The 25,787-nt window shown below is 62.9% G+C and carries 22 protein-coding genes, 1 tRNA gene and 2 pseudogenes; 14 read left to right on the forward strand and 11 right to left on the reverse strand.

Going from position 1 to position 25,787, the window contains the following annotated elements; all coding sequences use genetic code 11:
* Positions 1 to 2: 2 nt before the first annotated feature.
* A complete protein-coding gene (locus ACLCGK_RS26560; protein ID WP_013973798.1) occupies positions 3 to 1,355 on the reverse strand; it encodes an APC family permease in 1,353 nt (450 codons plus the stop codon).
* 445 nt (positions 1,356 to 1,800) lie between these two features.
* Between ACLCGK_RS26560 and ACLCGK_RS26565 the strand changes: the two genes are divergently transcribed.
* Positions 1,801 to 3,309 (forward strand): YdgA family protein, encoded by a 1,509-nt coding sequence (locus ACLCGK_RS26565; protein ID WP_410953301.1) that lies wholly within the window; start codon positions 1,801 to 1,803, stop codon positions 3,307 to 3,309.
* 296 nt (positions 3,310 to 3,605) lie between these two features.
* The gene (nadA, locus tag ACLCGK_RS26570) at positions 3,606 to 4,664 is read left to right on the forward strand and encodes a quinolinate synthase NadA (protein WP_266031675.1); all 1,059 of its coding nucleotides are present in this window, start codon (positions 3,606 to 3,608) and stop codon (positions 4,662 to 4,664) included.
* 46 nt (positions 4,665 to 4,710) lie between these two features.
* Here nadA and ACLCGK_RS26575 read toward each other — a convergent pair whose 3' ends face one another.
* Entirely contained in the window at positions 4,711 to 6,147 is a 1,437-nt protein-coding gene (locus tag ACLCGK_RS26575) for a M48 family metalloprotease (RefSeq protein ID WP_025340255.1), read from the reverse strand.
* A gap of 122 nt (positions 6,148 to 6,269) precedes the next feature.
* On the opposite strand from ACLCGK_RS26575, the gene ACLCGK_RS26580 reads away from it, so the two are divergent.
* On the forward strand, positions 6,270 to 6,509 hold the full coding sequence (locus ACLCGK_RS26580) for a sulfurtransferase TusA family protein (protein WP_004375233.1): 240 nt from the start codon (positions 6,270 to 6,272) through the stop codon (positions 6,507 to 6,509).
* A gap of 19 nt (positions 6,510 to 6,528) precedes the next feature.
* Positions 6,529 to 7,599, forward strand: a complete 1,071-nt coding sequence (locus ACLCGK_RS26585; protein ID WP_015271461.1) for an AI-2E family transporter — start codon at positions 6,529 to 6,531, stop codon at positions 7,597 to 7,599.
* 114 nt (positions 7,600 to 7,713) lie between these two features.
* Here the strand turns inward: ACLCGK_RS26585 and ACLCGK_RS26590 are convergent, their stop codons facing one another.
* Positions 7,714 to 8,187, reverse strand: coding sequence for a peroxiredoxin (locus ACLCGK_RS26590; protein WP_004375231.1), 474 nt, complete (start codon positions 8,185 to 8,187; stop codon positions 7,714 to 7,716).
* 11 nt (positions 8,188 to 8,198) lie between these two features.
* A complete protein-coding gene (locus ACLCGK_RS26595) occupies positions 8,199 to 8,759 on the reverse strand; it encodes a glycine cleavage system protein R (protein WP_013973793.1) in 561 nt (186 codons plus the stop codon).
* Positions 8,760 to 9,018: 259 nt separating this feature from the next.
* On the opposite strand from ACLCGK_RS26595, the gene dapA reads away from it, so the two are divergent.
* The 5 genes from dapA to ACLCGK_RS26620 all read left to right on the forward strand — a co-directional run bounded on the left by dapA (position 9,019) and on the right by ACLCGK_RS26620 (position 12,724).
* The gene (dapA, locus tag ACLCGK_RS26600; RefSeq protein ID WP_023660687.1) at positions 9,019 to 9,906 is read left to right on the forward strand and encodes a 4-hydroxy-tetrahydrodipicolinate synthase; all 888 of its coding nucleotides are present in this window, start codon (positions 9,019 to 9,021) and stop codon (positions 9,904 to 9,906) included.
* Positions 9,907 to 9,921: 15 nt separating this feature from the next.
* Positions 9,922 to 11,043, forward strand: a complete 1,122-nt coding sequence (bamC, locus tag ACLCGK_RS26605; protein WP_004375223.1) for an outer membrane protein assembly factor BamC — start codon at positions 9,922 to 9,924, stop codon at positions 11,041 to 11,043.
* Positions 11,044 to 11,802 carry an MBL fold metallo-hydrolase gene (locus ACLCGK_RS26610; RefSeq protein WP_015271459.1) on the forward strand — a complete coding sequence of 253 codons (759 nt, stop codon included), beginning with the start codon at positions 11,044 to 11,046 and terminating at the stop codon, positions 11,800 to 11,802. It begins immediately after the preceding gene.
* A 30-nt stretch (positions 11,803 to 11,832) separates the two neighbouring features.
* Entirely contained in the window at positions 11,833 to 12,543 is a 711-nt protein-coding gene (gene purC / locus ACLCGK_RS26615; protein WP_004375217.1) for a phosphoribosylaminoimidazolesuccinocarboxamide synthase, read from the forward strand.
* 91 nt (positions 12,544 to 12,634) lie between these two features.
* A tRNA-Ser gene (locus tag ACLCGK_RS26620) sits at positions 12,635 to 12,724 on the forward strand.
* A gap of 167 nt (positions 12,725 to 12,891) precedes the next feature.
* Here ACLCGK_RS26620 and ACLCGK_RS26625 read toward each other — a convergent pair.
* From ACLCGK_RS26625 to ACLCGK_RS26635, 3 genes and pseudogenes are all read right to left on the reverse strand, one after another.
* Positions 12,892 to 12,972: pseudogene (locus ACLCGK_RS26625) on the reverse strand (chloride channel protein); the annotation flags it as partial.
* 38 nt (positions 12,973 to 13,010) lie between these two features.
* Entirely contained in the window at positions 13,011 to 14,372 is a 1,362-nt protein-coding gene (gene nhaA / locus ACLCGK_RS26630; RefSeq protein ID WP_410953302.1) for a Na+/H+ antiporter NhaA, read from the reverse strand.
* A gap of 161 nt (positions 14,373 to 14,533) precedes the next feature.
* Positions 14,534 to 15,988: pseudogene (locus ACLCGK_RS26635) on the reverse strand (TrkH family potassium uptake protein).
* Positions 15,989 to 16,208: 220 nt separating this feature from the next.
* Here ACLCGK_RS26635 and ACLCGK_RS26640 point away from each other — a divergent pair.
* A complete protein-coding gene (locus ACLCGK_RS26640; protein WP_003254720.1) occupies positions 16,209 to 16,400 on the forward strand; it encodes a YhfL family protein in 192 nt (63 codons plus the stop codon).
* A gap of 152 nt (positions 16,401 to 16,552) precedes the next feature.
* Here ACLCGK_RS26640 and ACLCGK_RS26645 read toward each other — a convergent pair whose 3' ends face one another.
* Positions 16,553 to 17,605, reverse strand: a complete 1,053-nt coding sequence (locus ACLCGK_RS26645; RefSeq protein WP_410953303.1) for a proline racemase family protein — start codon at positions 17,603 to 17,605, stop codon at positions 16,553 to 16,555.
* 404 nt (positions 17,606 to 18,009) lie between these two features.
* Between ACLCGK_RS26645 and mqo the strand changes: the two genes are divergently transcribed.
* The 3 genes from mqo to ACLCGK_RS26660 all read left to right on the forward strand — a co-directional run bounded on the left by mqo (position 18,010) and on the right by ACLCGK_RS26660 (position 21,170).
* Entirely contained in the window at positions 18,010 to 19,647 is a 1,638-nt protein-coding gene (mqo, locus tag ACLCGK_RS26650; RefSeq protein ID WP_013973787.1) for a malate dehydrogenase (quinone), read from the forward strand.
* Between the two features lie 261 nt (positions 19,648 to 19,908).
* Positions 19,909 to 20,553 (forward strand): hypothetical protein, encoded by a 645-nt coding sequence (locus ACLCGK_RS26655; protein WP_410953304.1) that lies wholly within the window; start codon positions 19,909 to 19,911, stop codon positions 20,551 to 20,553.
* Positions 20,553 to 21,170: a helix-turn-helix transcriptional regulator gene (locus ACLCGK_RS26660; protein ID WP_410953305.1), complete on the forward strand. Its 618-nt coding sequence runs from the start codon at positions 20,553 to 20,555 to the stop codon at positions 21,168 to 21,170. Before ACLCGK_RS26655 ends, ACLCGK_RS26660 begins: the two co-directional genes overlap by 1 nt.
* 119 nt (positions 21,171 to 21,289) lie before the next feature.
* On the opposite strand, the gene ACLCGK_RS26665 is transcribed toward ACLCGK_RS26660, so the two are convergent.
* Entirely contained in the window at positions 21,290 to 21,625 is a 336-nt protein-coding gene (locus ACLCGK_RS26665) for an ArsR/SmtB family transcription factor (RefSeq protein ID WP_003259528.1), read from the reverse strand.
* Positions 21,626 to 21,675: 50 nt separating this feature from the next.
* On the opposite strand from ACLCGK_RS26665, the gene xenA reads away from it, so the two are divergent.
* Entirely contained in the window at positions 21,676 to 22,767 is a 1,092-nt protein-coding gene (xenA, locus tag ACLCGK_RS26670; protein WP_015271369.1) for a xenobiotic reductase XenA, read from the forward strand.
* Positions 22,768 to 22,900: 133 nt separating this feature from the next.
* Here xenA and ACLCGK_RS26675 read toward each other — a convergent pair whose 3' ends face one another.
* Together ACLCGK_RS26675 and ACLCGK_RS26680 are read right to left on the reverse strand one after the other, a co-directional pair.
* Positions 22,901 to 24,148 (reverse strand): NAD(P)/FAD-dependent oxidoreductase, encoded by a 1,248-nt coding sequence (locus ACLCGK_RS26675; RefSeq protein WP_410953306.1) that lies wholly within the window; start codon positions 24,146 to 24,148, stop codon positions 22,901 to 22,903.
* Positions 24,149 to 24,150: 2 nt separating this feature from the next.
* Complete coding sequence (locus ACLCGK_RS26680; protein ID WP_410953307.1) at positions 24,151 to 25,728, reverse strand: aldehyde dehydrogenase (NADP(+)); 1,578 nt, start codon at positions 25,726 to 25,728, stop codon at positions 24,151 to 24,153.
* Positions 25,729 to 25,787 lie beyond the last annotated feature (59 nt).

A 25,787-nucleotide genomic window follows, 5' to 3' on the forward strand; every position in this document is an offset into this window, starting at 1 on the left:
GGTCATTCAGCGATGTAGTTGGGCGGGGAGTCCCTGAAGGCTTTGGTCAACCAGGCCAGGTACAGCAGGCCGAGCAGTGCCCAGACGCCACCGAACAGCAGCGAATGTGCGTTCAGGTCCAGCCACAGCGAGACGATGATGCAAAAGCCGATGGTCGGGGCCACCAGGTACGTCAGCTGGTTGGCAAGTCCCTGGCGCCTGCCTTCACGCAGATAGCAGTGGTTGATCACCGACAGGTTGACGAAGCTGAACGCGACCAGCGCACCGAAGTTGATGATCGAGGTGGCGGTAACCAGGTCGAAGAAGATCGCCGACAGTGAAATCAGCCCCACCACCGCAATATTCAGCACTGGCGTCTTGTAACGCGAGTGCAGGCGGGCGAACAGGCTGGCCGGGATCACATTGTCGCGGCCCATCACGTACAGCAGGCGCGACACGCTGGTCTGCGAGGCCAGGCCCGAGGCGATGGTGTTGATCACGGTGCAGGCGATGAAGATCGACTGGAACAGCTTGCCGCCGACGTACAGGGCGATTTCCGGCAGTGCCGCTTCCTGGTCGTGGAAGCGGGACATGGTCGGGAAGTAGGCCTGGATGAAGTACGACACGGTGATGAACACCAGGCCGCCAATCAGGGCGGTGAGGAAGATCGCGCGAGGGATGGTCTTGCCCGGGTCGCGGGTTTCTTCGGACAGGCAGGTCACCGCGTCGAAGCCGAGGAACGAGAAGCACAGGATGGTCGCACCGGCGGCCAGGGCGCTGAGCTGGGTCTGATTGTCGGCGAACGGCAGCAGGCTCCAGGCGGTACCTAGCCCTTCACCCTGGTCCAGGCCGCGCACGCACAGGTAGATGAACACGGCGATGATCGCCACCTGCACGGCCACGAACAGCAGGTTGAAGTGCGCCACCAGGTTAACGCTGCGCATGTTGATCAGGCTGATCAGGGTGACGAAGCCGGCCACCCACATCCACTCCGGTACTTCCGGGAACATGGCCGAAAGGTACAGCTTGGCCAGCAACGCATTGACCATTGGCAGCAGCAGGTAGTCCAGCAACGACGACCAGCCGACCAGGAAGCCGACGTGCGGGTTGATCGCGCGCTGGGTGTAGGTATAGGCCGAGCCCGACTGCGGGAAGCGCCTTACCAGGGTGCCGTAGCTCACGGCGGTGAACAGGATCCCGGCCAGTGCCAGGATGTAGGCGCTGGGTACGTGGCCGGCAGTTATACCGGAAACGATGCCGAAGGTGTCGAACACGGTCATCGGGGTCAGGTAGGCCAGACCGATGATGATCACGTGCCAGAGACGCAGGGTTTTACGGAGTTGGCCGTTGCCGGAAGCGCTGTGGTCAGGCTGCATGCTGGCATGGCTCCTGCGGCTGGGCGTAAACGGCGGGCACGGTGTACTGCGCATGCGGCAAGGGCGAGCGGGTGGGCTCCATGTTGTTCACCTTTATTGTTGGAGCAGCGGGGGCGCGGGGGAGCGCGCAAAGTGGTGAAAATAAAAAACGATGGGTAGCTTGGTGTCAAGTTAAACATGACAAGATGTTGCTGGATTGAAATATTTATCGATTAAAGTGGGGTTTTGTTCGGTTTTTGCGCGTTTTTTTGCGGTTGTGATCAATTTTGGTGTTCGCAAAAATTAACGAATGCCGGTCTCCCTTGGCAGGTCTGTCAGGCGTTTCCCAAAAACCGGATTTCTCGAGCCTGGCCAGCGCCAGGGCTGGGCGGCAGTGGTACTCTTGGCGTCCTGTGTGGCCCTTGGCCGCCTACGAAGCCCATATGGACAGCAATCGGTTCTATTCATGAAGAAATCAGTTGGCATCCTTTCCGGCCTGGCTATCGCCATCGCCGTCGCAACCACCGCTGGCGCCTGGTACACCGGCAAGCAGCTGCCTGCGGAGCTGGACAACGCCCTGGTCCGCAGCAACGCGGAACTCAAGAAGGCCCTGGTGAGCACCGGTGGCAGCATGAGCATCGAACGGGTGTCGCTGGAGCAGCATTTCTTCAGCAGTACCGCCCAGTACCGGCTCAAGGCCCGCGATATCAATCTGGGCGAAGGCGAAGTGGTGAATTTCGACGTTGGCGTGACCGACCAGATCGAGCACGGCCCGTTCCCCTGGTCGCGGGTAAAGGCACTGAAGCTGATGCCGGTGCTGGCAGTCAGCAACAGCACGCTGCAGAAGGACGACGCCACCGCGCCGTGGTTCGCCGCAGCGGGCGAGCAGGCCCCGGTCAGCGCACAGACCAGCCTGGGCTACGACGGCAATGTGGTCAGCCAGGTGCAGCTGGCCCCGGTCAAGCTCGACGAAGCGGATGGCAACAGCCTCGACTTCTCGGGCATGCAACTGCAAGTCAGTGGTGACCAGGAAGGCAAGGCCTCGAGCTTCCACGGCCAGGCCGATCGGTTCGTGATGAAACTGGTACGCGATGACCAGCCGCCTGCCACCTTCGAGCTCAATGGGCTGAAGGTCGGCGGCCAACTGGCGGCCACCGCGCACGAGGCCATCTACGTTGGCAACGTCGACCTGGCACTGGCCGAAACCAAGGTCACCCTGGGGCCGAAACAGCAGGTGCTGGTGGTCAAGGGGCTGGAGCAGAACGCCCTGCAAACCCTTGAGGGCCCGGATACCGTGGGTGGCCGCGTGGAGTACAAGGTCGGGGATATCACCTGGGATGGCCGTGCGGTGGGCAAGGCGCAGATGGCGGTGAGCATCACGTCGGTCAACGCGCCGGCGCTACAGGCGTTGTCGACGTGGTACCAGGCGCACCTGCCGGAATTCGAGGCCGCAGCTGCCGCTGGCCAGCCGGTGCCGGAAATCCAGATGGACGATGAGGAGAAGGCCAGGTTCCAGGGCGAGCTGCAGAAACTGCTGGCTGCCAAGCCCCGGGTGGCGGTGGAAAACCTGTCGTTCAGGACTGCCAATGGTGAAAGCCGCTTCGACCTGTCGATGGGCTTCGCCGCCCCGGCCAGCTTCGACCTGCCGCCTGACCAGTTGAGCAAGCAACTTATCACCGAGGTGAAGAGCAAGCTGTCGTTGTCCAAGCCGATGATCGGTGACCTGGCAACCTTGCAGGCACTGCTGGATGGCCAGACCGACGCCCAGGCCATTGCCATGCAATCGAGCCAGGCCGGGGAAATGGTCGGCATGATGGCGCTGCAGAGCGGCATGGCCACTGTGCAGGGCAATGATGTGGTGAGCAGCCTGCACTATGCCGACGGCATGGTCGACTTCAACGGCAAGAAGATGACCGTGGAAGAGTTCGCCATGCTCATGGCGGCGCAGCTGGCGGCCCTGTCGCCGCAGGGCTGATCGTTTCTCCTGTTCCGGCCTCTTCGCGGGCGCGCCCGCTCCCACAGGTTACTCTCTGCCCCCTGGGGCAGCGCTGTACCTGTGGGAGCGGGCGTGCCCGCGAAGAGGCCGGAACAGGCAACACAAAAACCACTTTAGAATTCGCTGGATTGTCTGTAGCCTTCGGCCTCCGATAATAATCCGCGCCCGCAGAGGGCCGTGGCGGCCTTTGTGCCGTCCGGCACCCTTAGCCGATCTGTCAGGGCCGGGTGATACACTCGATTTGACGCGCGCACGCGCCTGCAGGTCCAGCGATCATGACCCAGATTTCCGAACGCCTGTTGGTTCAGGCCCACCTCGACGCCAAGCAGCCAAACCCGCTGACAGCCGAGCAGGAGGCCGAATACCGTGCGGCCATCGCTGCCGAGCTCAAGGCCCAGAACGCCGTGCTGGTCGCCCACTATTACTGTGACCCGGTCATCCAGGCGCTGGCCGAAGAAACCGGCGGTTGCGTGTCCGACTCGCTGGAAATGGCCCGTTTCGGCAAGAACCACCCGGCCGAAACCGTGATCGTTGCCGGTGTGCGCTTCATGGGCGAGACGGCGAAAATCCTAACCCCGGAAAAGCGCGTGCTGATGCCCACCCTGGAGGCCACCTGCTCGCTTGACCTGGGTTGCCCGGTAGAAGAGTTCTCGGCCTTCTGTGACCAGCACCCCGAGCGCACCGTGGTGGTTTACGCCAACACTTCCGCAGCCGTGAAGGCCCGTGCCGACTGGGTGGTGACCTCGAGCTGCGCGCTGGAAATCGTCGAAAGCCTGATGGACAACGGCGAAACCATCATCTGGGGCCCGGACCAGCACCTGGGGCGCTACATCCAGAAGCAAACCGGTGCCGACATGCTGCTGTGGGACGGTGCCTGCATCGTTCACGAAGAGTTCAAGTCACGCCAGTTGGCCGACATGAAGGCGCTGTACCCGGATGCGGCGATTCTGGTGCACCCCGAGTCGCCTGAAGCGGTGATCGAGCTGGCCGACGCGGTGGGCTCCACCAGCCAGCTGATCAAGGCTGCCCAGACCCTGCCGAACAAGACCTTCATCGTTGCCACCGACCGCGGCATCTTCTACAAGATGCAGCAGCTGTGCCCGGACAAGGCGTTCGTCGAAGCCCCCACCGCCGGTAACGGCGCGGCATGCCGCAGCTGTGCGCACTGCCCGTGGATGGCGATGAACACCCTGGAGCGTGTACTGGATTGCCTGCGTAATGGCACGAACGAGATCTTTGTCGACCCGGCGCTGGTGCCAAAGGCGATCAAGCCGTTGAACCGGATGCTGGACTTTACCCAGGCAGCGCGCCTGAAGTTGTCCGGTAACGCCTGACGCCAGACCGAGTCGCTTTCTTCGCGGGCGTGCCCGCGAATGGCCCTCAGCGCCCCATCATTTCCTGAACCATGCGCTGCTGCTCCATGATCTCGCGCTGGCGCTGGTCAATCTGTGCTGCCAGCGGGAAGTTCCCACCCGACCGGCGCTTGGCGTAATCCAGCTGCTGGATGGCCTGGTCGAAATCGCCCACCAGGGTGAAGTACTCGGCCCGCGCCCGGTGCAAGCCAATGGTATTGCCCGAAAGGCCCCGCACTTCGGCCATGTCGTACCACACATCCGGGTCATCCGGCCGGCTCTTCACCAGTTCGTTCAGCACCTTTTCCGCCTCGGCGGGCTTGTTCAGCTTCACCAGCAGATCGGCACGCACTTGCTTCAGCGGGTAGTTGCCCGGGTACAACCCCTGCATGCGTTCGGCGCGCTGCTGCGCGTCGGCCAGGCGGTTGTTGGTGATGTCCAGGTCGATCTGCGCCAGGTTGTAGGTAATGTCGTTGGGTGCCTTGGCCAGCAGCGGCTTGAGCAGTTCACGCGCCTCGTTCAGCTGGCCGCCCTTGATCTGCGCCAGGGCCAGGCCGTAACGCGCGGCGTCCAACTTGGGGTCTTCGTCCAGCTGGGCGCGGAAGCGTTTGGCCGCCAGCCCCGGGGTGCCTTCGTAGGTCAGCGCCACCCGGGCACGGATCAGCTGGTAGCGCATGCTGTCCTCGACGCCGCCCTTGGGGGCCTGCTCGGCGCGGTTGCGGGTGTCGGCGATACGCGACTCGGTTACCGGGTGGGTCAGCAGGAACTCCGGCGGCTTGGCGTCGTAGCGGTACTGCCGGGCCAGGCGCTCGAACATGGTTGGCATGTTGCGCGGGTCGTAGCCGGCCTTTTCCAGGTTCTGGATGCCGATGCGGTCGGCTTCCTGTTCGTTCTGCCGCGAGAAGCGCCGCTGTTCCTGGATCGCCGCCGCCTGGGTGCCGGCGATCACACCGATACCGGCATCACCGCCGCCACCTGCCGCCAGCACGATACCGGCCAGCAGCGCTGCCATCATCGGCAGTTGCATGCGCTGCTGGGCCTCGACGCCGCGGGCGAAGTGGCGCTGCGACAAGTGCGCCAGTTCGTGGGCCAGTACCGAGGCGTACTCGCCTTCGGTCTGGGCGTTGAGGAACAGCCCGCCGTTTACCCCGACGATGCCGCCGGGGGCGGCAAAGGCGTTGAGCTCGCGGCTATCGATGAGGATGAATTCCAGGCGGCGGTCCTGCAGCTGGCTGGTTTCGGCCAGGCGGTACACGCTGGTTTCGACGTAGTCCTTCAGCTGCGGGTCGTTGAGCTGGTTGACCTGGCCGCGCAGCAGGCTCAGCCAGGCACGGCCGAGCTGGTGCTCCTGTTGCGGCGAGACGATCGCGGAACTGGCATCACCCAGTGATGGCAGGTCGTCAGCATGGCCGGGAAGGGCCAACAGGCAGGCCAGCGTCAGCAGGGTAGGGCGCAGTAGATTCATGCATGAAGCTCGCGTCGGTCAAAGATACCTACTGTAGCGGGCTCACACGTTGGCGACCAGTGGCGCTATCCTAGCCGGCCAAATCCAGATACAGCCTGGTAATGCCTTTGGAGAGCCCCGCAATGAGTGAAACCCTGACCTGTGACGCCGAACTGGACGCCAGCGGGCTGAATTGCCCTTTGCCGCTGCTGAAGGCCAAGATGGAGCTCAACCGCCTGGCCAGCGGCGCGGTGCTCAAGGTAATCGCCACCGACGCCGGCTCCCAGCGCGACTTCCGCACTTTCGCCCAGTTGGCCGGTCATACCCTGCTGCGGGAAACGGCCGAGGCCGGTACCTACACTTACTGGCTGCGCAAGGCCTGAGTCTTTCCAAGGATCGTCAATGTTCAAAGTGCTTCGCGACTGGATGCAGCGCTACTTCTCCGATGAGGAAGCGGTGGTGCTGGCGGTCCTGTTGTTCCTGGCTTTTACTGCGGTACTCACCCTGGGTGGCATGCTTGCGCCGGTGCTGGCGGGCATGGTGCTGGCGTTTCTGATGCAGGGGCTGGTCAATGCCCTGGAGCGCTTGCGGGTACCCACCCGGTTGGCGGTGATGCTGGTGTTCGCCCTGTTCATGGGCGCGTTGGCGGTGTTCATGCTGGTGCTGGTGCCGCTGCTGTGGCACCAGTTGATCACCCTGTTCAACGAACTGCCGGGCATGCTCGGCAAGTGGCAGTCGCTGCTGTTGCTGTTGCCCGAGCGCTACCCGCACCTGGTGTCGGACGAGCAGGTGCTGCATGCCATCGAGTCGGTGCGCGGGGAAATCGGCAAGTTCGGCCAGTGGGCGCTGACCTTCTCGCTATCGAGCCTGCCGCTGCTGGTCAACGCCATGATCTACCTGGTGCTGGTGCCGATCCTGGTGTTTTTCTTTCTCAAGGACCGCGAACTGATCGGCCGTTGGGTCAGCGGCTACCTGCCGCGTCAGCGCAGCCTGCTGAACCGGGTGGGCAGCGAGATGAACCGGCAGATCGCCAACTACATCCGCGGCAAGGGCATCGAGATCCTGATCTGCGGCATTGCCACCTACATCGCCTTCATCAGCCTGGGGCTCAACTACGCCGCGTTGCTGGCGCTGCTGGTGGGGCTGTCGGTGGTGGTGCCTTACGTGGGCGCGGTTGTGGTGACCGTGCCGGTGACGTTGATCGCACTGTTCCAGTGGGGCTGGGGTGACCAGTTCATCTACCTGATGACGGTGTACGCGATCATCCAGGCGCTGGACGGCAACGTGCTGGTGCCGCTGCTGTTCTCCGAGGCGGTGAGCCTGCACCCGGTGGCGATCATTTGCGCGGTGTTGCTGTTTGGCGGGTTGTGGGGGTTCTGGGGGATCTTCTTTGCCATCCCGCTGGCGACCTTGATCAAGGCCGTGCTGGATGCCTGGCCGCGGCAGGAGCCTAGTGTGTCACCGATGCTGTAATTTTGGGGCTGCTTTGCAGCCCATCGCGACACAAGGCCGCTCCTACAGGGATACGCGATTTCCTGTAGGAGCGGCCTTGTGTCACGAAAGGGGCGCAAAGCGCCCCCAACGATCTCAAGCCTTGTTCAGGGCCTGGGCAGCAGCCAGTACTGCATCCACATGCCCTGGCACCTTCACCCCGCGCCATTCGTGGCGCAGCACACCGTCCTTGTCGATCAGGAAGGTGCTGCGGTCAACGCCCATATATTCCTTGCCATACAGCTTCTTCAGCTTGATCACATCGAACAGCTGGCACAGGGCTTCGTCCTTGTCGCTGATCAGCTCGAACGGGAAGCCTTGCTTGGCCTTGAAGTTCTCGTGCGACTTGATGCCATCGCGCGACACGCCGAACACCACGGTGTTGGCTGCGGCAAAGGCATCGTGCTGGTCACGAAAACCCTGGCCCTCGGTGGTGCAGCCCGGGGTACTGTCCTTCGGGTAGAAGTACACCACCACCTGCCGGCCCTTGAGCTCGGCCAGGCTGACGGTTTGCCCGCTGGTGGCCTGGGCCTGGAAGTCGGCAACGGGTTGGTCGAGTGCTACGGCCATGGTTGGTTTCCTTACATTGGGTTCTGTGGACGCCATGGCTCGATCAGCGCATCGAGGTTCAGGGCATCGGCAAAGTCCAGGAACTGGTCACGCAGCCAGCTGATCTGGGTGCCGGCAGGCAGAATCACGGTGAACTGGGCGTTGAGCATGCTGCTGCCGGTCTGCGGTGCCAGGTAGGTATCGCAGGTCATGGCTTCCAGCTCGACGCGGTGGTCGAGGAAGAACTGGCACAGCTCGTTGATGATGTCCGGCCGGTAGGCGGCGCTGACGTAGGCGACGTAGGGCAGGGCCTGCGGGCGCACTTCCTGGTCGGCGCTGCGCACCACGTCCAGGGTCAGGCCGTGCTTCTTGCCCAGGCCCGGCAGCATGGCTTCGAGGCGTGCCAGGGCGTCCCAGCTGCCACCTACCTGCAGTACCAGGGCGCTGGTCTCGCCGTGGCGGCTCAGGCGCGAGGTGACCACCGCGCAGCGGTTCTCGAACGCAGCGCGGCTGAGGACGTTGGCCAGTTCCATGGGGTTCGGGCCCAGGGCACTGATGACAAGGAATTGTTCGCGGACGGTGGGGGTGGACATGCAGCATTCCTAAAGCGATGAGCGGTCGGCACAGGACGGGCGAAAGCCTCCTGTCGGCAGGGCCCGGGGCTCGCATGCGAGGTCGTGGACGCTGGCGGGGAGCAAGGTCGACGGCCCGGCGGGCCGCGCTGCACCGATCAAAGCATCAAGGGTAGCGAAATAAGGCGCCGAGGGGAATGCTCCGCCCGCCTGCTTCGCTTGTGCAAGGCCGATGCCCCCAGTACCATTACCGCTCTCTTTTTCCGGCAGGAGCAGTTACATGATTGCGGGCAGTATGGTGGCATTGGTCACTCCCATGGATGCACAAGGGCGTCTTGACTGGGACAGCCTCGACAAACTTGTAGACTTCCACCTGGAAAACGGCACCCATGCGATCGTCGCTGTCGGCACCACCGGTGAGTCCGCCACGCTGGATGTCGAAGAACACATCCTGGTCATCAAGCACGTGGTTGAGCGCGTCAAGCGCAGCAGCCGCCGCATCCCGGTCATCGCCGGCACCGGTGCCAACTCCACTGCCGAAGCCGTGCACCTGACCCAGAACGCCAAGAATGCCGGCGCCGACGCCTGCCTGCTGGTGGTACCGTATTACAACAAGCCGACGCAAGAAGGCCTGTACCAGCACTTCAAGCACATCGCCGAAGCCGTCGACATCCCGCAGATTCTCTACAACGTACCCGGCCGCACCTCCTGCGACATGCAGGCCGATACCGTGATCCGCCTGTCGAAGGTCAAGAACATCATCGGCATCAAGGAAGCCACCGGCGACCTGGTACGCGCCAAGGCCATCCTCGATGGCGTCGACAAAGACTTCATCGTCATGTCCGGCGACGACCCGACCGCCGTCGAGCTGATCCTGATGGGCGGCAAAGGCAACATCTCCGTCACCGCCAACGTCGCCCCGCGCGAAATGGCCGACCTGTGCGAGGCCGCCCTTGAGGGCAATGCCGAGAAGGCCCGCGCAATCAACGAAAAACTCATGCCGCTGCACAAAGACCTGTTCTGCGAGTCCAACCCGATCCCGGTGAAATGGGCGCTCGTCGAAATGGGCCTGATGCACAAAGGCATTCGCCTGCCGCTGACCTGGCTGAGCGAAGGCTGCCACGAAAAAGTCCGTACTGCCTTGCGCCAGTCCGGCGTACTGGTTTAAGAGGAAGTACACCGCATGAAGCGACTGGCTGGTCTTTCCGCCCTTGCCCTGATCATTTCCAGCACCAGTGGGTGTGGCTGGCTGTGGGGCGAGGATGGCTATTTCCGCGACCGCGGCAGCGATTACCTGCAAGCGCGCCCGACTGCGCCGATGCAGCTGCCGCCGGACGCCAGCAACGTCAAGCGCCTTGACCCGCTGCTGCCGATCCCGCGCAACGTCGCCGACGACAGCGCCACCGGTGAGTTCGAGGTGCCGCGCCCGCAACCGATGACCGGTGGCGCCGCCCAGGTTACCGACTACAGCCTGCAGCGCAGCGGCAGCAGCCGTTGGGTGCTGGCCCAGCATTCGCCGGCCGAGGTATGGCCGGTGGCTCGCCAGTTCTTCGAGGACAATGGCTTCCGCATCGCCGAAGAGCGCCCGCAGACCGGTGAATTCAACACCACCTGGCAGCGTTTCGACGAACTGTCGGCTTCGCTCGGCCAGCGCCTGGCCAGCACTGCCAGCAGCGCTGACAGCGAAGTGCGCGTGCGTGTACGCATGGAACCTGGCGTGCAGCGCAACACCTCCGAGGTGTATGTGGTCAGCGTCGAGCGCCCGGCCGGCAGCACTGCCGAGCCCGATTTCCCGTCCACCTCCAGCAACACCGGTGCCGATGCCCTGCTGGTCGACGAAATGCTTGCCAGCATGAACCGCAGCGCCGAGAAGGGCGGTTCGGTATCGCTGCTGGCCGCGCGCGATTTCGATGCGCCAAGCCGCGTCAGCCTGAGCGAAGACGGCAGCGGCAACCCGGTGCTGTACCTGGGCGCCGACCTGGACCGCGCGTGGTCCAGCGTGGGTCGTGCCCTGGAGCAGGGGGGCGAGTGGCGTGTCGAGGACATCAACCGCAGCCTTGGCCTGTACTACATCAACCTGTCTGAAAAGCCTGAAGACAAGCAGAACCAGCCTGGCTTCTTCGGCCGCATGTTCGGCAGCGAACCGACCAAGGAAGAGCGTGAAGCCCGTGCCGAGCGCTACCAGGTTCGCCTGAGCAAGGTGGGTGAGAGCGTGCAGGTCACGGTCGAGAAGAACATCAACACTGTGGCCCCGGCCGATGTCGCCCGCCGCGTGCTGAGCGCCATTCAGGACCACCTGGGCTAAGTGCGCTTCGCGGTACTCGGAAGCGGCAGCCAGGGAAACGGCACGCTGATCGCCAGTGGTGACACGTTCATCCTGGTCGATTGCGGGTTCTCCCTGCGCGAGACCGAGCGGCGCCTGGCGCTGCTCGGCGTGTCGGCGGCACAGCTCAGTGCGGTACTGGTCACCCACGAACATGCCGACCACGTGCATGGGGTCGGCTTGCTGTCACGGCGCTACAATGTACCGGTCTACCTCAGCCAGGGGACCTTGCGCGGCATGCGCAAGCCGGTGGAGGTGGCCGGTTTTCTCGCTTGTGGCCAAAGCCTGCGTATCGGCAGCCTGGAAGTGACCGCGGCGCGGGTCGAGCACGACGCCTACGAGCCGCTGCAGTACGTGGTCAGCGACGGCCAGCGGCGCTTCGGCATGCTGACCGACCTGGGCTCGTACGACGCGCTGCTGCTGGAGCGTTACCAGGGCCTGGATGCGCTGCTGATCGAGGCCAACCACTGCCGCGACCTGCTGGCACGCGGTCACTACCCGGCCTTCCTGAAGCAGCGGGTGGGTGGCATGCAAGGACATTTGAACAATCACCAGGCCGCGCGCCTGGTGCACGAGTTGGGCTGGAGCAACCTGCAACACCTGGTGCTGGCCCACCTCAGCAGCAAGAACAACCTGCCACACTTGGCTCGCCAGTGCTTCGTCGACACCCTTGGGTGCGACCCGGACTGGCTCCAGGTGGCGAATCAGGAACACGGGCTCGACTGGCGTGAAATCGCCTAGCCCAACACCTCAAGCAAGCGGAGCCCAATCATGGAAAAACGCGACGAACTCTACCGCGGCAAGGCCAAATCGGTTTACAAGACCGACGACGCCGACCGCTTGATCCTGCTGTTCCGTAACGACACTTCGGCGTTCGACGGCAAGCGCATCGAACAGCTCGACCGCAAAGGCATGGTGAACAACAAGTTCAACGCCTTCATCATGCAGAAACTGGAAGAAGCCGGTGTGCCGACCCAGTTCGACAAGCTGCTGGGCGACAACGAGTGCCTGGTGAAGAAGCTGGACATGATTCCGGTCGAGTGCGTGGTGCGCAACTACGCCGCCGGCAGCCTGGTCAAGCGCCTGGGCGTGGAGGAGGGCATCAAGCTGGAGCCGTCCACCTTCGAACTGTTCCTGAAGAACGACGAGAAGGGCGACCCCTTCATCAACGAATCCCACGTTGTCGCGTTTGGCTGGGGCACTGCCGAGCAGCTGGCCGAAATGAAAAAGCTGTCGCTGAAAGTCAACGAAGTGCTGAGCAAGCTGTTTGATGACGCCGGCCTGCTGCTGGTCGACTTCAAGCTGGAATTCGGCGTATTCCATGGCCAGATCGTGCTGGGCGACGAGTTCAGCCCGGACGGCTGCCGCCTGTGGGACAAAGAGACCCGCAAGAAGATGGACAAGGACCGCTTCCGTCAGGGCCTGGGCGACGTTATCGAAGCCTACGAAGAAGTTGCCAAGCGCCTGGGCGTGCCGCTGTAAGCGGTGCGTTCACGCAAGCGCCTGATACCACGCGATTTTTTTTAAAAAAAGGTTTGCGTTTTAAAAGAACGCTGGTATGATGCGCGGCATTGGAGAGATGCCGGAGTGGTCGAACGGGACGGATTCGAAATCCGTTGTACTGGCAACAGTACCTAGGGTTCAAATCCCTATCTCTCCGCCATACGCGAAGTAAGCGAAGCCCCCGAAAACGTTAAAGTTTTCGGGGGCTTTGTCGTTTCTGGCCATTGGGTTAGGGCAAATTCAGGGCAGAAATTTAACATGCGAGGCCGTGTCCGGCACAGCTTTCGGCAAAGAGCACCGGCGTTGCTCGAACGTGCGGCTTGGTTACTCAATGGCAAACACCATACCGGCCAGAGGCGCGTTTAAGGCCGCCGCAATGCCCGCTGCGCCCCCGGCAAGTATCGAACCCCACTTGCGTGATAGAAGTGGGTCGCCAGTCAGATTTTCTAGGTCATCGAACTTGCTTTGGTCATGGCAGATGCTTTACGGATGCTGTATGCACCCCAGGCCAGGCCAAGCAATGCTGCAATCACCGATGCCGAAAGCACGCCAAGTTTCGCCGCCCCCAGCGCGCCAGGATCGACGAAGGCGAGATTGGCAATGAAGATCGACATGGTGAAACCGATGCCGGCCAGCAGCCCGACCAAGGTGATGCTGCGCCAGCTCACCTCGGCGGGAAGCGCGCACCAGCCCAAGCGGACCATCAGCCAACTGACGCTGACGATGCCCAAGGGTTTGCCAACTACCAGAGCGACAGCGACGGCGATCATCACCCACTGCGGGGCCTCGGCTGACAAATCGACACCCGAAAGATTTACCCCGGCATTGGCCAAGGCAAACACCGGCATGATGCCGAAGGCTACCCAAGGGTGCAGGGTGCCTTGCATGCGCACCACTGGCGGCACCAGTTCGCGCTGGGCCAGGCGCAGGTGCTTCAACGGGTTCATGAGGTCGCTGACATCGCGCTCGGGCGCCCTGGCGCGCCCCAGCAGCTCTCCGGTGAATCGGCTGATTGCATCCAGTGGTCGCTCGCGCATCGGCATTGCGACCACTGGCGTCATCAGGCCCAGCACAACGCCTGCGAGGGTGGGGTGGGCTCCGGTCAACAGGATGCCCAGCCAGGTGACAAAGCCGGGAATGATGTACGCGTAGGCCGAACCCACTCCGATCTTCTGCAGCCCGATCACCATCAGCAGGCCGATCAGCGCAACGCCGAAACCGCTGTAATCGAGGCCGCCCGAGTAGAAGAACGCGATGATCAGTACTGCGATGATGTCATCGATGATGGCCAGGGCCAGCAGAAACACGCGGACGTTGGACGGGATCGACTTGCCGAGCAGCGCCAGTACACCTACCGCAAAGGCGATATCCGTAGCCGTCGGTACGGCCCAGCCTTGTTGTTCCGCCGCAGCGTGACCAAAACCCAGGTAGAAGAGCGCGGGTACGGCTACACCGCCAATGGCGGCTGCCATGGGCAGCATGGCCTGCCGAAGGCTGGACAGTGCGCCCTCGTGGATCTCGCGACGGATCTCCATGCCCACGACAAGGAAGAAGATGGTCATCAAGCCATCATTGATCCAGAAATGCAGCGACTGTGAATAGATCAGCGAACCCACGCCGATCGTCAACGGTGTGTGCCAAAGGGCGTCGTAGCTTTCGGCGGCCGGGGAGTTGGCCCAGATAAGCGCAGCAATAGCTGCAACCAGTAGAACGATGCCGCTGACCGCTTCAATGTGCAGAAAGCGTTCAAGGTTGGCGAAGGCACGCTCGGCCAATTCCTGGGCGCGAGACAATTCCTTTTTTTGCATAGGCGCAAGTACTCCCGCATGGCGGCCCGACCTGCGCTGTTCTTTAACCTGCCCCACTGCACCGTGCAGCTGGCACCCGTTCGGTAGTCTACCGAACAACCGCTACTCAAAGCTATGACGTGACCGTGAATGAGCGCGAAGATGGGCGGGTAACCTCTGGCCTAGAATCGCCAGAAAGCTGGAGAGACGAGTACCAGTACGGTCAGGATTTCGAGCCGTCCAAGCAGCATGCCGACAGTCAGCAGCCATTTGGCAGCGTCCGATAACGAGGCGAAATTACCTGCAGGACCGATAAGCGTTCCCAGCCCCGGGCCGACGTTGCACACGGCGGTAGCGGCCCCGCTCAATGCCGTTGTCCAGTCGAGCCCTAGCAGCGAGAGGCCAAGGGCGATGACCGCGATGGTGACTGAGAAGAAGAACGAAAACGTCAGCAGTGAGCGCACGATCTCTTCATCGATCGGGTGCCCATTGTATTTCTTCGAGATTGTTGCCCTTGGATGGATCAACTGTTTCAGGCTGCTGACAAGCAAGGCCGCGGCCACCTGGAAACGGAATATCTTCAGGCCTCCAGCGGTAGACCCCGAGCAGCCACCGACGAACGTCAGGTAAAAGAACAGCATGATGGCGAAGCTGCCCCAGAGCGTGTAGTCGCCCACGGCAATGCCCGTGGTGGTCACCACGGAGGTGACGTTGACCGCCACGATACGGAACGCATCCCACCATGACAGATCGCTGTGCAAGCAGAGCCAGGTTCCGACCGTGAGTCAGATGAAGACGAGAAAGCCAATGAAACCGCGGACTTGATGGTCATCGAGCAGGATGCGCCGATGGCCACGCAGCGTGGCCACATACAGGGTGAAAGGGAGGCTGCCGAGGATCATGATGACAACGGCTACCCAATGCACCGCAGGCTGCACCCAGTGGCCCAGCGAGGCATCGGAGGTAGAGAAACCACCGGTTGAAATCAGTGCCATCGAATGATTGATGGCTTCGAACGGGGTCATGCCGGCAGCCCACAACGCCCATGTTCCCAAGACTGTCAGGCCCACATAGATGATCAGGATCATCTTGGCCGCAACATGCGAGCGGGGTGTCACTTTGTCTGACCAATCCGAAGATTCGGTCTGGAACAGGCGCATGCCACCTACGCGCAGCAGGGGCAGGATCGCGACAGCCATGCCGATAAAGCCGATGCCTCCCAGCCAGTGCAGCAAAGACCGCCATATCAGCAACCCAGGCGATGCATTGTCCAGCCCGGTCAGTACCGTCGAGCCGGTGGTAGTGATCCCTGACATGGTTTCGAAGAACGCGTCCGTGTAACTGATGTGCCGGATGAACACCATCGGCAAGGCCGCAAATGCGCAAACGATGACCCAGCTTGCCGTTGTAAGCAGGTACATGTCCCTGGCGCGCAGTTGCGGTGCGCCGGGAGCGCCTCGGGCCACCATGACCAGGCCTGCGCAGAGCACGATAAGGCTTGACTAGACGAAAGCGCCGAGATCATCGCTGCGGTCGTACAGCAGCAGTGTCAGCATCGGGATTACCATGCTGACGGCCAAGGTGATCAGGAATACACCAATAATGAAGGCTATGAAGCGCAACGCTGGAAGCGGCATTAGTTGAGCTCGTGCGGACAATGCCGGCAGTATTGCCTGCCGTACAGCAATGTCGAGTAAAAAAGCCGTAATGTCTTAGGACAGTTCATACAGAGCCACTCGATTGTTGCACAGGTGCAACTAGCCAGTGCACCTTGCGGCTTGGATCCAATGCCAGGGTTCTGTATCATCCCGCCGCCATCAGACGATGGCCGAAGATGATTCATTTAAAGGACTTAGTATGAAAAAGCTGTTCAAGGCTACTGTAGCCGTTGCTGTCGTTTCGGGTGTTGCCCTGCTGTCGGGTTGCACTGGCCAGGTTTACAACCAGCCAAAAAACTGCACCTACGACTACCTGTTCCACCCTTCGGTTTCCATCTCCAAGATCATCGGTGGCTGCGGCCCGATCGATAAACTGCCTCAGCAGCAGTAATCTTGGCGGTACCCTGATCGCGACGCTTGCGGCGTGATCCAAGGCCCCCGGTCATGTACATGGCCGGGGGTTTTTGTTTGTGGCCACTTCAGATGCAGTTCTTGCCAGAAGGCCCGGCTCGCGGATACCAGTGCATTGAACGCTGCCTGGGCTCAGGCCCAGATATCACCGATGGTAAACCCTTCGGGGAACGGGTCGTCGTGGTCGAGCACGAAGGTGTTCAGGCCGTAGATCCAGCTTTTGCCGGTGATGGTTGGTACCACGGCCTCGTTGCCGCCGATGCTGGTTTCATCGATCAGGCGGCCGGTGTAGATGTTGCCGAGCAGGCCCTGATGGCGGAAGTCCTGGTGCAATGGCAGCTCGCCCTTGGCGTGCAGGGTGGCCATCTTCGCCGAGGTGCCGGTACCGCACGGGGAGCGGTCCAGCGCCCCGGTCCAGGTGGCCGGGTCGTCCCACGAGAACTCGCCGCAGGTCATGGTCACCGCGTTCTTCCAGTCGGCGTTGGGGTCTTCGCTGGGGCCGGACAGCTGCGAGATGGTAATGCCGATGCCCGGGTAGTCGGGGTGTGCCACCGGCAGTTGCTCGATAGCCGCCTGGCGGATCATCGACGATACCCGGGCGATTTCGGCGCCGTGCTGCGGGATCAGTTGCAGGCCTTTGAACTGGCGCACGTCGGCGATCACATAGAACATGCCGCCCCAGCCCACGTCCACGCGCACCTTGCCCAAGTGCGGTACGTCGATTTCGGCATCCAAGTGTGCGGCGAACGCCGGTACGTTCTGGAAGGTGACGGCCTTGACCTTGCCGCCCTCGCATCGGGCCTTGATACCGATCAGCCCGGCCGGGGCCTCCAGTACCAGCTCGGTGAGCGGCTCCTGCATCGGCAGCATGCCCATCTCCAAAAGCACGGTGGCCACCGAGATGGTATTGCTGCCGGACATCACCGGGTACTCGATCTGCTCCATGATGATGTAGCCGGCGTCGGCCTCGGGGTGGCTTGGCGGGACGATGATGTTGCAGCAGTGCGCCGGATAGCCGCGCGGTTCACGCAGCATCAGCTTGCGCAACTGATCGTCGTTGGTTTCGAGCCATTTCATCTTGGCGTGTACGCTGTCACCGGGGATGTGCGGTACGCCGCCTGTGATGACGCGCATGGGGATGCCGGCGTGGGTGTCGACGGCGTGGATGGTGCGTTTGAATGACATATGGGCGGCCCTGTTCTGATCGGATTGAGGCGGGGTCTGGGGCGCAGGATAAAGCGGTGGGGCGGGGCTGTAAGTCGAATAAATCCGATCGGGTGACCGGTTTTTTGAATGGCATTTGCGCAGGCCTGTGCCGGCCCTTTCGCGGGCAAGCCCGCTCCCACACGGGCGCACAGGCCTGAGACAACCCGCCACCTTGACTCCCGGGCCGGCAATTTGTTTGTGCTGGCATTTAAGTTACAATCGGAAAAACGATTCAGCCTTGTCGGTCAATTCGACAAAAGGCCGAGTCGTTTTCTGGTTCTCTGGCTGCTGAACAATGATCAACAACAAGCCTGCGCTGCAGAACATGCTTTACCTGGGCCAGCCACAGGCCCGCCCTCTGTTCTCCTGACTGGAATCGATCAATGTTCAAGAAAGCTGGCAAGACCTTGCTGGGTCTGGCTGTCGCTGCAAGCGTCATGCAAGCGCACGCCGCAGAAACCAAGAAAGTAGATGTGCTGCTGGTCGGCGGCGGCATCATGAGCTCGACCCTGGCCGTGTGGCTGCACGAGCTGGAGCCAAGCTGGTCGATGGAAATGGTCGAACGCCTGGATGGCGTGGCCGAAGAAAGCTCCAACGGCTGGAACAACGCCGGTACCGGCCACTCCGCGCTGGCCGAGCTGAACTACACCCCGGAAGACAAGGACGGCAACGTCAACATCGCCAAGGCCATCGAAATCAACGAGGCCTTCCAGATCTCCCGCCAGTTCTGGTCGTGGCAGGTCCGCCAGGGCGTGCTGAAGAACCCGCACTCGTTCATCAACACCACGCCGCACATGAGCTTCGTGTGGGGCGATGACAACATCAAGTTCCTGAAAAAGCGTTATGACGCGCTGCAGGCCAGCCCGCTGTTCCGCCCGATGCAGTACTCCGAGGACCACGCGCAGATCGCCAAGTGGGTCCCGCTGATGATGGAAGGCCGCGACCCGAACCAGAAGCTGGCCGTGACCTGGACGCCAATCGGCACCGACGTCAACTTCGGCGAGATCACCCGCCAGTTCGTCGGCCACCTGAAAACCCAGGAAAACTTCGACCTGAAGCTGTCCAGCGAAGTGCAGGACATCACCCGCAACAAGGACGGCTCGTGGCACGTTGAGTACAAGAACCTGAAGGACGGTAGCGAATCGGCTACCGACGCCAAGTTCCTGTTCATCGGTGCCGGTGGCGGCGCGCTGAAGCTGCTGCAGAAGTCGGGCATTCCTGAAGCCAAGGAATACGCAGGCTTCCCGGTGGGCGGCTCGTTCCTGGTGACCGAGAACCCGACCGTGGCCATGCAGCACATGGCCAAGGCCTACGGCATCGCCTCTACCGGTGCGCCACCCATGTCGGTTCCGCACCTGGACACCCGCGTGCTGGATGGCAAGCGCGTGATCCTGTTCGGCCCATTCGCCACCTTCTCGACCAAGTTCCTGAAGAACGGCTCGTACCTGGACCTGCTGAGCAGCACCACCACCCACAACGTGTGGCCGATGACCAAGGTCGGCATCGAGCAGTACCCGCTGGTGGAATACCTCGCTGGCCAGCTGATGCTGTCTGACGACGACCGCTTCGAAGCCCTGCGTACCTACTTCCCGAACGCCAAGAAGGAAGACTGGCGCCTGTGGCAGGCCGGTCAGCGCGTGCAGATCATCAAGCGTGATGCCGAGAAGGGCGGCGTGCTGAAACTGGGCACCGAAGTGGTTGCTTCCGAAGACCGCACCATCGCCGGCCTGCTGGGTGCATCGCCAGGTGCTTCGACTGCGGCACCGATCATGCTGAACGTGCTGGAAACCGTGTTCAAGGAGAAGGTCGCTACCCCAGAGTGGCAGGCCAAGATCAAGCAGATCGTGCCAAGCTACGGCACCAAGCTGAACGACTCGGCGGCAGCCACCCAGAAAGAGTGGAACTACACCGCTGAAGTGCTGCAGCTGGAGAAACCACCGGTAATCGACGAGAGCGTCGGCACTACGGTTGCACCTAGCCAGCCGGTTGAAAGCAAGCCTGAGAATGACATGGCACTGTAATCGGCCATTGTTGTGACAGAAGCCACGGGGGAGACCTCGTGGCTTTTTTGTTGCCTGTACCGGCCCTTTCGCGGGCTTGCCCGCTCCCACAGGTACATCACAGTTCTCGAAAGCTGTGGTGTACCTGTGGGAGCGGGCAAGCCCGCGAAGAGGCCGGTACAGGAGAACCACTGATCTGAAATCTGGGCTGAACCTAATAAAAACATATTTTGATGCTTAAATTAATCTTGTCAGTCGATCCCCCTCCAGGAGGGTGCCGTCATGAACATCAAGATTGCCGCCTTACTGCTGCTCGCCCTGTGCGCCCAGCCGGCATGGAGCCAAAGCTACTCCTACTCCAGCGAAACCCCTGCCGCCAAACCTGCCGAATCTGCTGCTATGACCACACGCATGGCCCTGCGCGACCTGTGGGTCGAGCACATCTTCTGGGTGCGCAACTATGCCGTGGCCAATCAAGCCGGCAATGCCAAGGAGGCCGAAGTCGCTGCCAAGGAAGTGGTCACCGACGCCACCAGGATCGCCAACAGTTTTGCCCCGCTGTACGGCCAGCCTGCCGCCGATCAGTTGCTGAAGCTGCTGGCCGGCCACTGGGGCGCCATCAAGCACTACAGCGACGCCACCGTGGCCAAGGACAAAAAAGGCCAGCAAGCCGCGGTCAACGAGCTGACCAGCAATGCCAAGGCCATCGCCGCGTTTCTGGCCAAGGCCAACCCGAACCTGCCCGAGCCGACCCTGCTGACGCTGCTCAGCGCCCACGGCGGGCACCACGTGGCCCAGATCGACCAGTTGGCGGCCGCTGACTATGTAGGCGAGGCGCGCACCTGGGCGATGATGCGCGAGCATATTCTGACCTTGTCCGATGCTCTGGCTGCGGCGTTGGTCAAACAGTTCCCGGACAAATTCTGATGCTCGAAGGCCTGGGCCGTACCCAACAGGACCTGCTCCATGCGTTGCTGCTCCAGCCGGCCGGCATGAGCATCGACGACCTGGCGCAGGCCCTGGAAATCACCCGCACGGCGGTGCGCCAGCACCTGGCAGCACTGGAGCGCGACGGCCTGGTCAAGCGTGGCGCTACCCGGCCCACCGGGCGCCGCCCGGAGCAGCTGCACGAGCTGACCGAACAGGCCCGCGAACTGTTCCCGCGGCAGTACCCGTTGCTGGCCAACCTGCTGATTGCGGAAGTGGCCGGCTTGCTGGGGCAGGAGGCGTTGCTGGCGCTGATGCGCCAGCTGGGGCGCAAGCTGGCGGCGGACCTGGAGCACCAAGTGGTGGATGAGGCACGCATCGTCGAGCACATGAACAATGCCGGGTACGAGGCACAGGTGTTCTTCCGCTCGGGGGGCGAGCCGCAGATCGTTGCGCACAATTGCGTGTTCCATCACCTGGCCAAGGCGCACCCGGTGGTGTGCGAGCTGGACCTGGCGCTGATCGGGGCCTTGGGTGGGGCCGAGGTGAGCCATGAGGAGTGCATGCTCAGGGGAGGGCAGGTATGCCGGTTTGCCCTAGGCAAGAAAGAAGATTGATTTTGCCTGTTCTGGCCCTTTCGCGGGTAAACCCGCTCCCACAGAGATCGCACAGGTCTTGAAGACAGTGATTATCCTGTAGGAGCGGGTTTACCCGCGAAGAGGCCGGCACAGGAAAATCACTGCTGCCGCAGAATGCAGTCCAGCAGCCCGGGAAACCGCTCCCCCAGCATCTCGCTACGCAACGAATTCATATGGGTAGTCCCCACATTGCGGGTATGCACCAACCCCGCATCACGCAGCACGCGAAAATGGTGGGACATGCTCGACTTCGGCCGGCCGCCGTCCAGCTCGCCACAGCTGGCTTCGGCCACGCCCGCCAGGTGGCGCACGATACCCAGACGCACCGGGTCGCTCAGGGCATAGAGCAGGCGTTCCAGGGTGAGGTCTTCAGAATTGGGATGTTGATAGGCTCGCATGGTCGTCATGATAACGGGGCTATCATTAATTGCCATAGTTCGATTATGATCGAACTATCGTAATCAGATAGCCCGGGAGCTTGCCCATGTCCGCTTTGTTCGAACCGTATACCCTCAAGGACGTCACCCTGCGCAACCGCATTGCCATTCCACCGATGTGCCAATACATGGCCGAGGACGGCATGATCAACGACTGGCACCACGTGCACCTGGCCGGCCTGGCCCGTGGCGGTGCCGGCTTGCTGGTGGTGGAGGCCACTGCCGTGGCACCGGAAGGGCGCATCACCCCCGGTTGCGCCGGCATCTGGAGCGATGCCCACGCCCAGGCTTTCGTGCCGGTGGTGCAGGCAATCAAGGCCGCCGGTTCCGTGCCAGGTATCCAGATTGCCCACGCCGGGCGCAAGGCCAGCGCCAACCGCCCGTGGGAAGGTGACGACCACATCGCTGCCGATGACGCTCGTGGCTGGGAAACCATTGCCCCGTCCGCCATCGCCTTCGGCGCGCACCTGCCACAAGTGCCGCGCGAGATGACCCTGGACGACATTGCCCGGGTCAAACAGGACTTCGTCGATGCCGCCCGCCGTGCGCGCGATGCCGGTTTCGAGTGGATCGAACTGCACTTTGCCCATGGCTACCTGGGCCAGAGCTTCTTCTCCGAACACTCCAACAAGCGTACCGACGCCTACGGTGGCAGCTTCGACAACCGCAGCCGCTTCCTGCTGGAAACTTTGGCAGCGGTACGTGAGGTATGGCCAGAGAACCTGCCCCTGACCGCGCGTTTTGGTGTGCTGGAGTACGACGGCCGGGATGAGCAGACGCTGGAAGAGTCGATCGAACTGGCGCGCCGTTTCAAGGCTGGCGGCCTCGACCTGCTGAGCGTGAGTGTCGGCTTCACCATTCCCGACACCAATATCCCGTGGGGCCCGGCGTTCATGGGGCCGATTGCCGAGCGCGTGCGTCGTGAGGCGAAGCTGCCGGTGACCTCGGCGTGGGGTTTTGGTACGCCGCAACTGGCGGAAGCAGCGCTGCAAGCCAATCAGCTGGACCTGGTATCGGTAGGGCGTGCGCACCTGGCAGACCCGCACTGGGCTTACTTTGCGGCCAAGGAGTTGGGGGTGGAGAAAGCCTCCTGGACCTTGCCTGCACCGTATGCGCACTGGCTCGAGCGTTATCGCTGAGGCATGAAGGGGCTGCTTTGCAGCCCAATCGCCGGCAAGCCAGCTCCCACAGGTACCGCACAGGGCTTGAGGTCTATGCGATCGAGGTGGGAGCTGGCTTGCCGGCGAATGGGCCGCAAGGCGGCCCCCGAATCTAGAACCGATCCAACCGGTAAGCCCCCATCTCCGGTCCACCGGCCCGCTCGGCCAACCGCCCCACCCATTCCGCTGTCACCGCCGCCTGGGTCAAACCCAGGTGCTGATGCCCGAATGCCAACAAAACCCGTCCATCACACACCCGGTCGATCACCGGTAACGAATCTGGCAACGAAGGCCGGAAGCCCATCCAAGGCGTCGCTCCCTCAACACTCAGGTCCCTCCTGAACAACCCTTTGCTCAGCCGGTGCAACTGCCAAGCCCGCTGCATGCTCGGCGGCGCGTCCAGCCCGGCGAACTCCACCGTGCCGGCCAGGCGCAGGCCCTCGGCCATGGGCGTCATGATGAACTTGCGCTCCAGCGATGTGACTGCAAACGGCAAACGCTGATGCTCGCCAGGCAACATCAGGTGGTAGCCGCGCTCGGTGTCCAGCGGCACCTGCTTGCCGGTCAGTGTGGCGGTCAACCGCGCGGAATGCGCACCACAACTGATCAGCACCTGGCGGGCATCGAGCGTGCCCTGATCGCTGGCCAGCCTGACCCCGCCGCTGTGCAGCCGCCCGCCATCGACGTGCGCCTGGACAAAGCGCACACCACTGGCCTTGGCCGCTTCGAACAGTTCGCACACCACCCGGTAGGGGTCGATGAAGTGCCCGGTACGCGGGAAGAACAGCCCACCCTGCAACGACGGGCTCAGTTGCGGCGCCGCCTCGCGCACGGTGTCGGCCGACCAGAAGTCCACCGCCACCGCCTGCTGTTGCATGCGTGCGCGCAAGGCCTCCAGGGCCTGGCGCGACTCCGGCCGCTCGAATACCAGCAACGAGCCATCTTCCTGAAACAGTTCGCCGCGCCCGATCGAGCCCAGCAGCCGCTGCCAGGCACCCAGGCTGCCTTCGTTCAACGAGCGGATGCCGGCCACGCTGCGCTGGAACGGGCCAGGGCGCAGGTTGAGCAGCAGGCGGGTGAACCACGGCATGGCCTTGGGCAGGTACTTCCAGTCCAGGCGCAACGGGCCCATCGGGTCCAGCAACATGCGCGGCAGGCGTTTGAGAATCGACAGGTCGGCAATCGGGAATACCTGCTCGGTGGCCAGGTGCCCGGCGTTGCCGTAGGACGCGCCTCGACCGGGTGCCTGGCGGTCGACCAGGGTTACCCGGCGGCCTTTGCGGGCCAGTTGCAGGGCACAGGCGACGCCGACAATGCCGGCGCCGACCACGGCGATATCGGTTTCAGCGGTTTCGACCATGCTCAGCCTTCCCGTTTACCGTCGAGCAGGCGCCGAAGCTGCAGCGGGTTGCCGTGTTTCAGTGCCTGCGGCAGCAGGGCATCGGGGAAGTCCTGGTAGCACACCGGGCGCAGGAAGCGCAGGATCGCCGCCGTGCCCACCGAAGTGGTGCGGGCATCGGAGGTGGCCGGGAACGGCCCGCCGTGGACCATCGCGTCGCATACCTCTACACCGGTCGGCCAGCCATTGACCAGGATGCGGCCAGCCTTGCGCTCAAGGGTCGGCAGCAGGGCGCGGGCGCTGTCGATGTCGGCATCGTCCAGTTGCAGGGTGGCGGTCAGTTGGCCTTCCAGATGCTCGGCCACCTGGCGCACTTGCTCATCGTTGGCGCAGGCCACCACCAGCGACGCCGCGCCGAAGACTTCGGCCTGCAACGCCGGGTCGGCGAGGAACGCTTCGGCCTGGGTCACGAACAGCTGCGCCTGGCACTGGTTGGGGCCTTGCCCGGCCTGGCCACTGGCGGCGGCTTGGGCATTGGCGTTTGCGGCCAGGGCGCCGACACCGGCCTGGTAGGCACTAAAGATGCCCGGGGTGAGCATGGTCTGCGCCGCAGCCTTGCGCACGTGTTCGCTGGCGGCGTCGATGAAACGCTGCAACGCCGGCCCTTGACGGGCAATCACCAGGCCGGGGTTGGTGCAGAACTGGCCGGCACCCTGGGTCAGCGAGGCGACGAAGCCTTGTGCCAGTGCCTCGGCGCGGGTCTGCAGGGCGGTGTCGAACAGGAACACCGGGTTGATCGAGCTCATTTCGGCGTACACGGGGATTGGCTCGCGGCGGGCCTGGGCCGCCTGGCACAGCGCAATGCCACCGCTGCGCGAGCCGGTAAAGCCAACGGCCTTGATGTGCGGGTCGCTGACCAGCGCAATGCCCACTTCACGACCGGAGCCGTACAACAGCGAAAACACACCGGCCGGCAAGCCGCACTGCTTCACGGCCTTTGCCACTGCCTGGCCGACCAGTTCGCTGGTGCCCGGGTGGGCGCCGTGGGCCTTGACCACCACCGGGCAACCGGCGGCCAGGGCCGAGGCGGTGTCGCCACCGGCCACCGAGAAGGCCAAAGGGAAATTGCTGGCGCCGAATACCGCCACTGGCCCCAGGGCCACCTGGCGCTGGCGCAGGTCGGCACGCGGCAGGGGCTGGCGCTCAGGCAGGGCATTGTCGACCCGCACGTCCAGCCATTCGCCAGCCCGCACCACACGGGCGAAGGTGCGCAACTGGGTGCAGGTGCGGCCACGTTCGCCCTGGATGCGCGCCTTTGGCAGGCCGCTTTCGGCCACGGCGCGATCGATCAGGGCATCACCCAGCGCTTCGATCTGCGTGGCGATGGTTTCGAGGAATTGTGCCCGTTGCTCGAGCGAGGTTTCGCGGTAGGCATCGAACGCCGCCCAGGCCAGGGCGCAGGCCTGGGCCACGTGTTCGCCGGTGCCGCCGAGGTAGGCCGGTTCCAGTGTCTGGCCGGTGGCCGGGTCGATGCCACGGATGGCTTCGCGGCTGCCGGTTACCGGCGTCTGGCCGATCAGCAGGTTGCCTGTGAGGGTCATGGAGCCTCCTTTGGAAATTACATGCAGTTGCAAGGGTGTACTACTTACCCTGTGGGAGC

It is taken from the genome of Pseudomonas sp. S1(2024), from assembly GCF_046557535.1.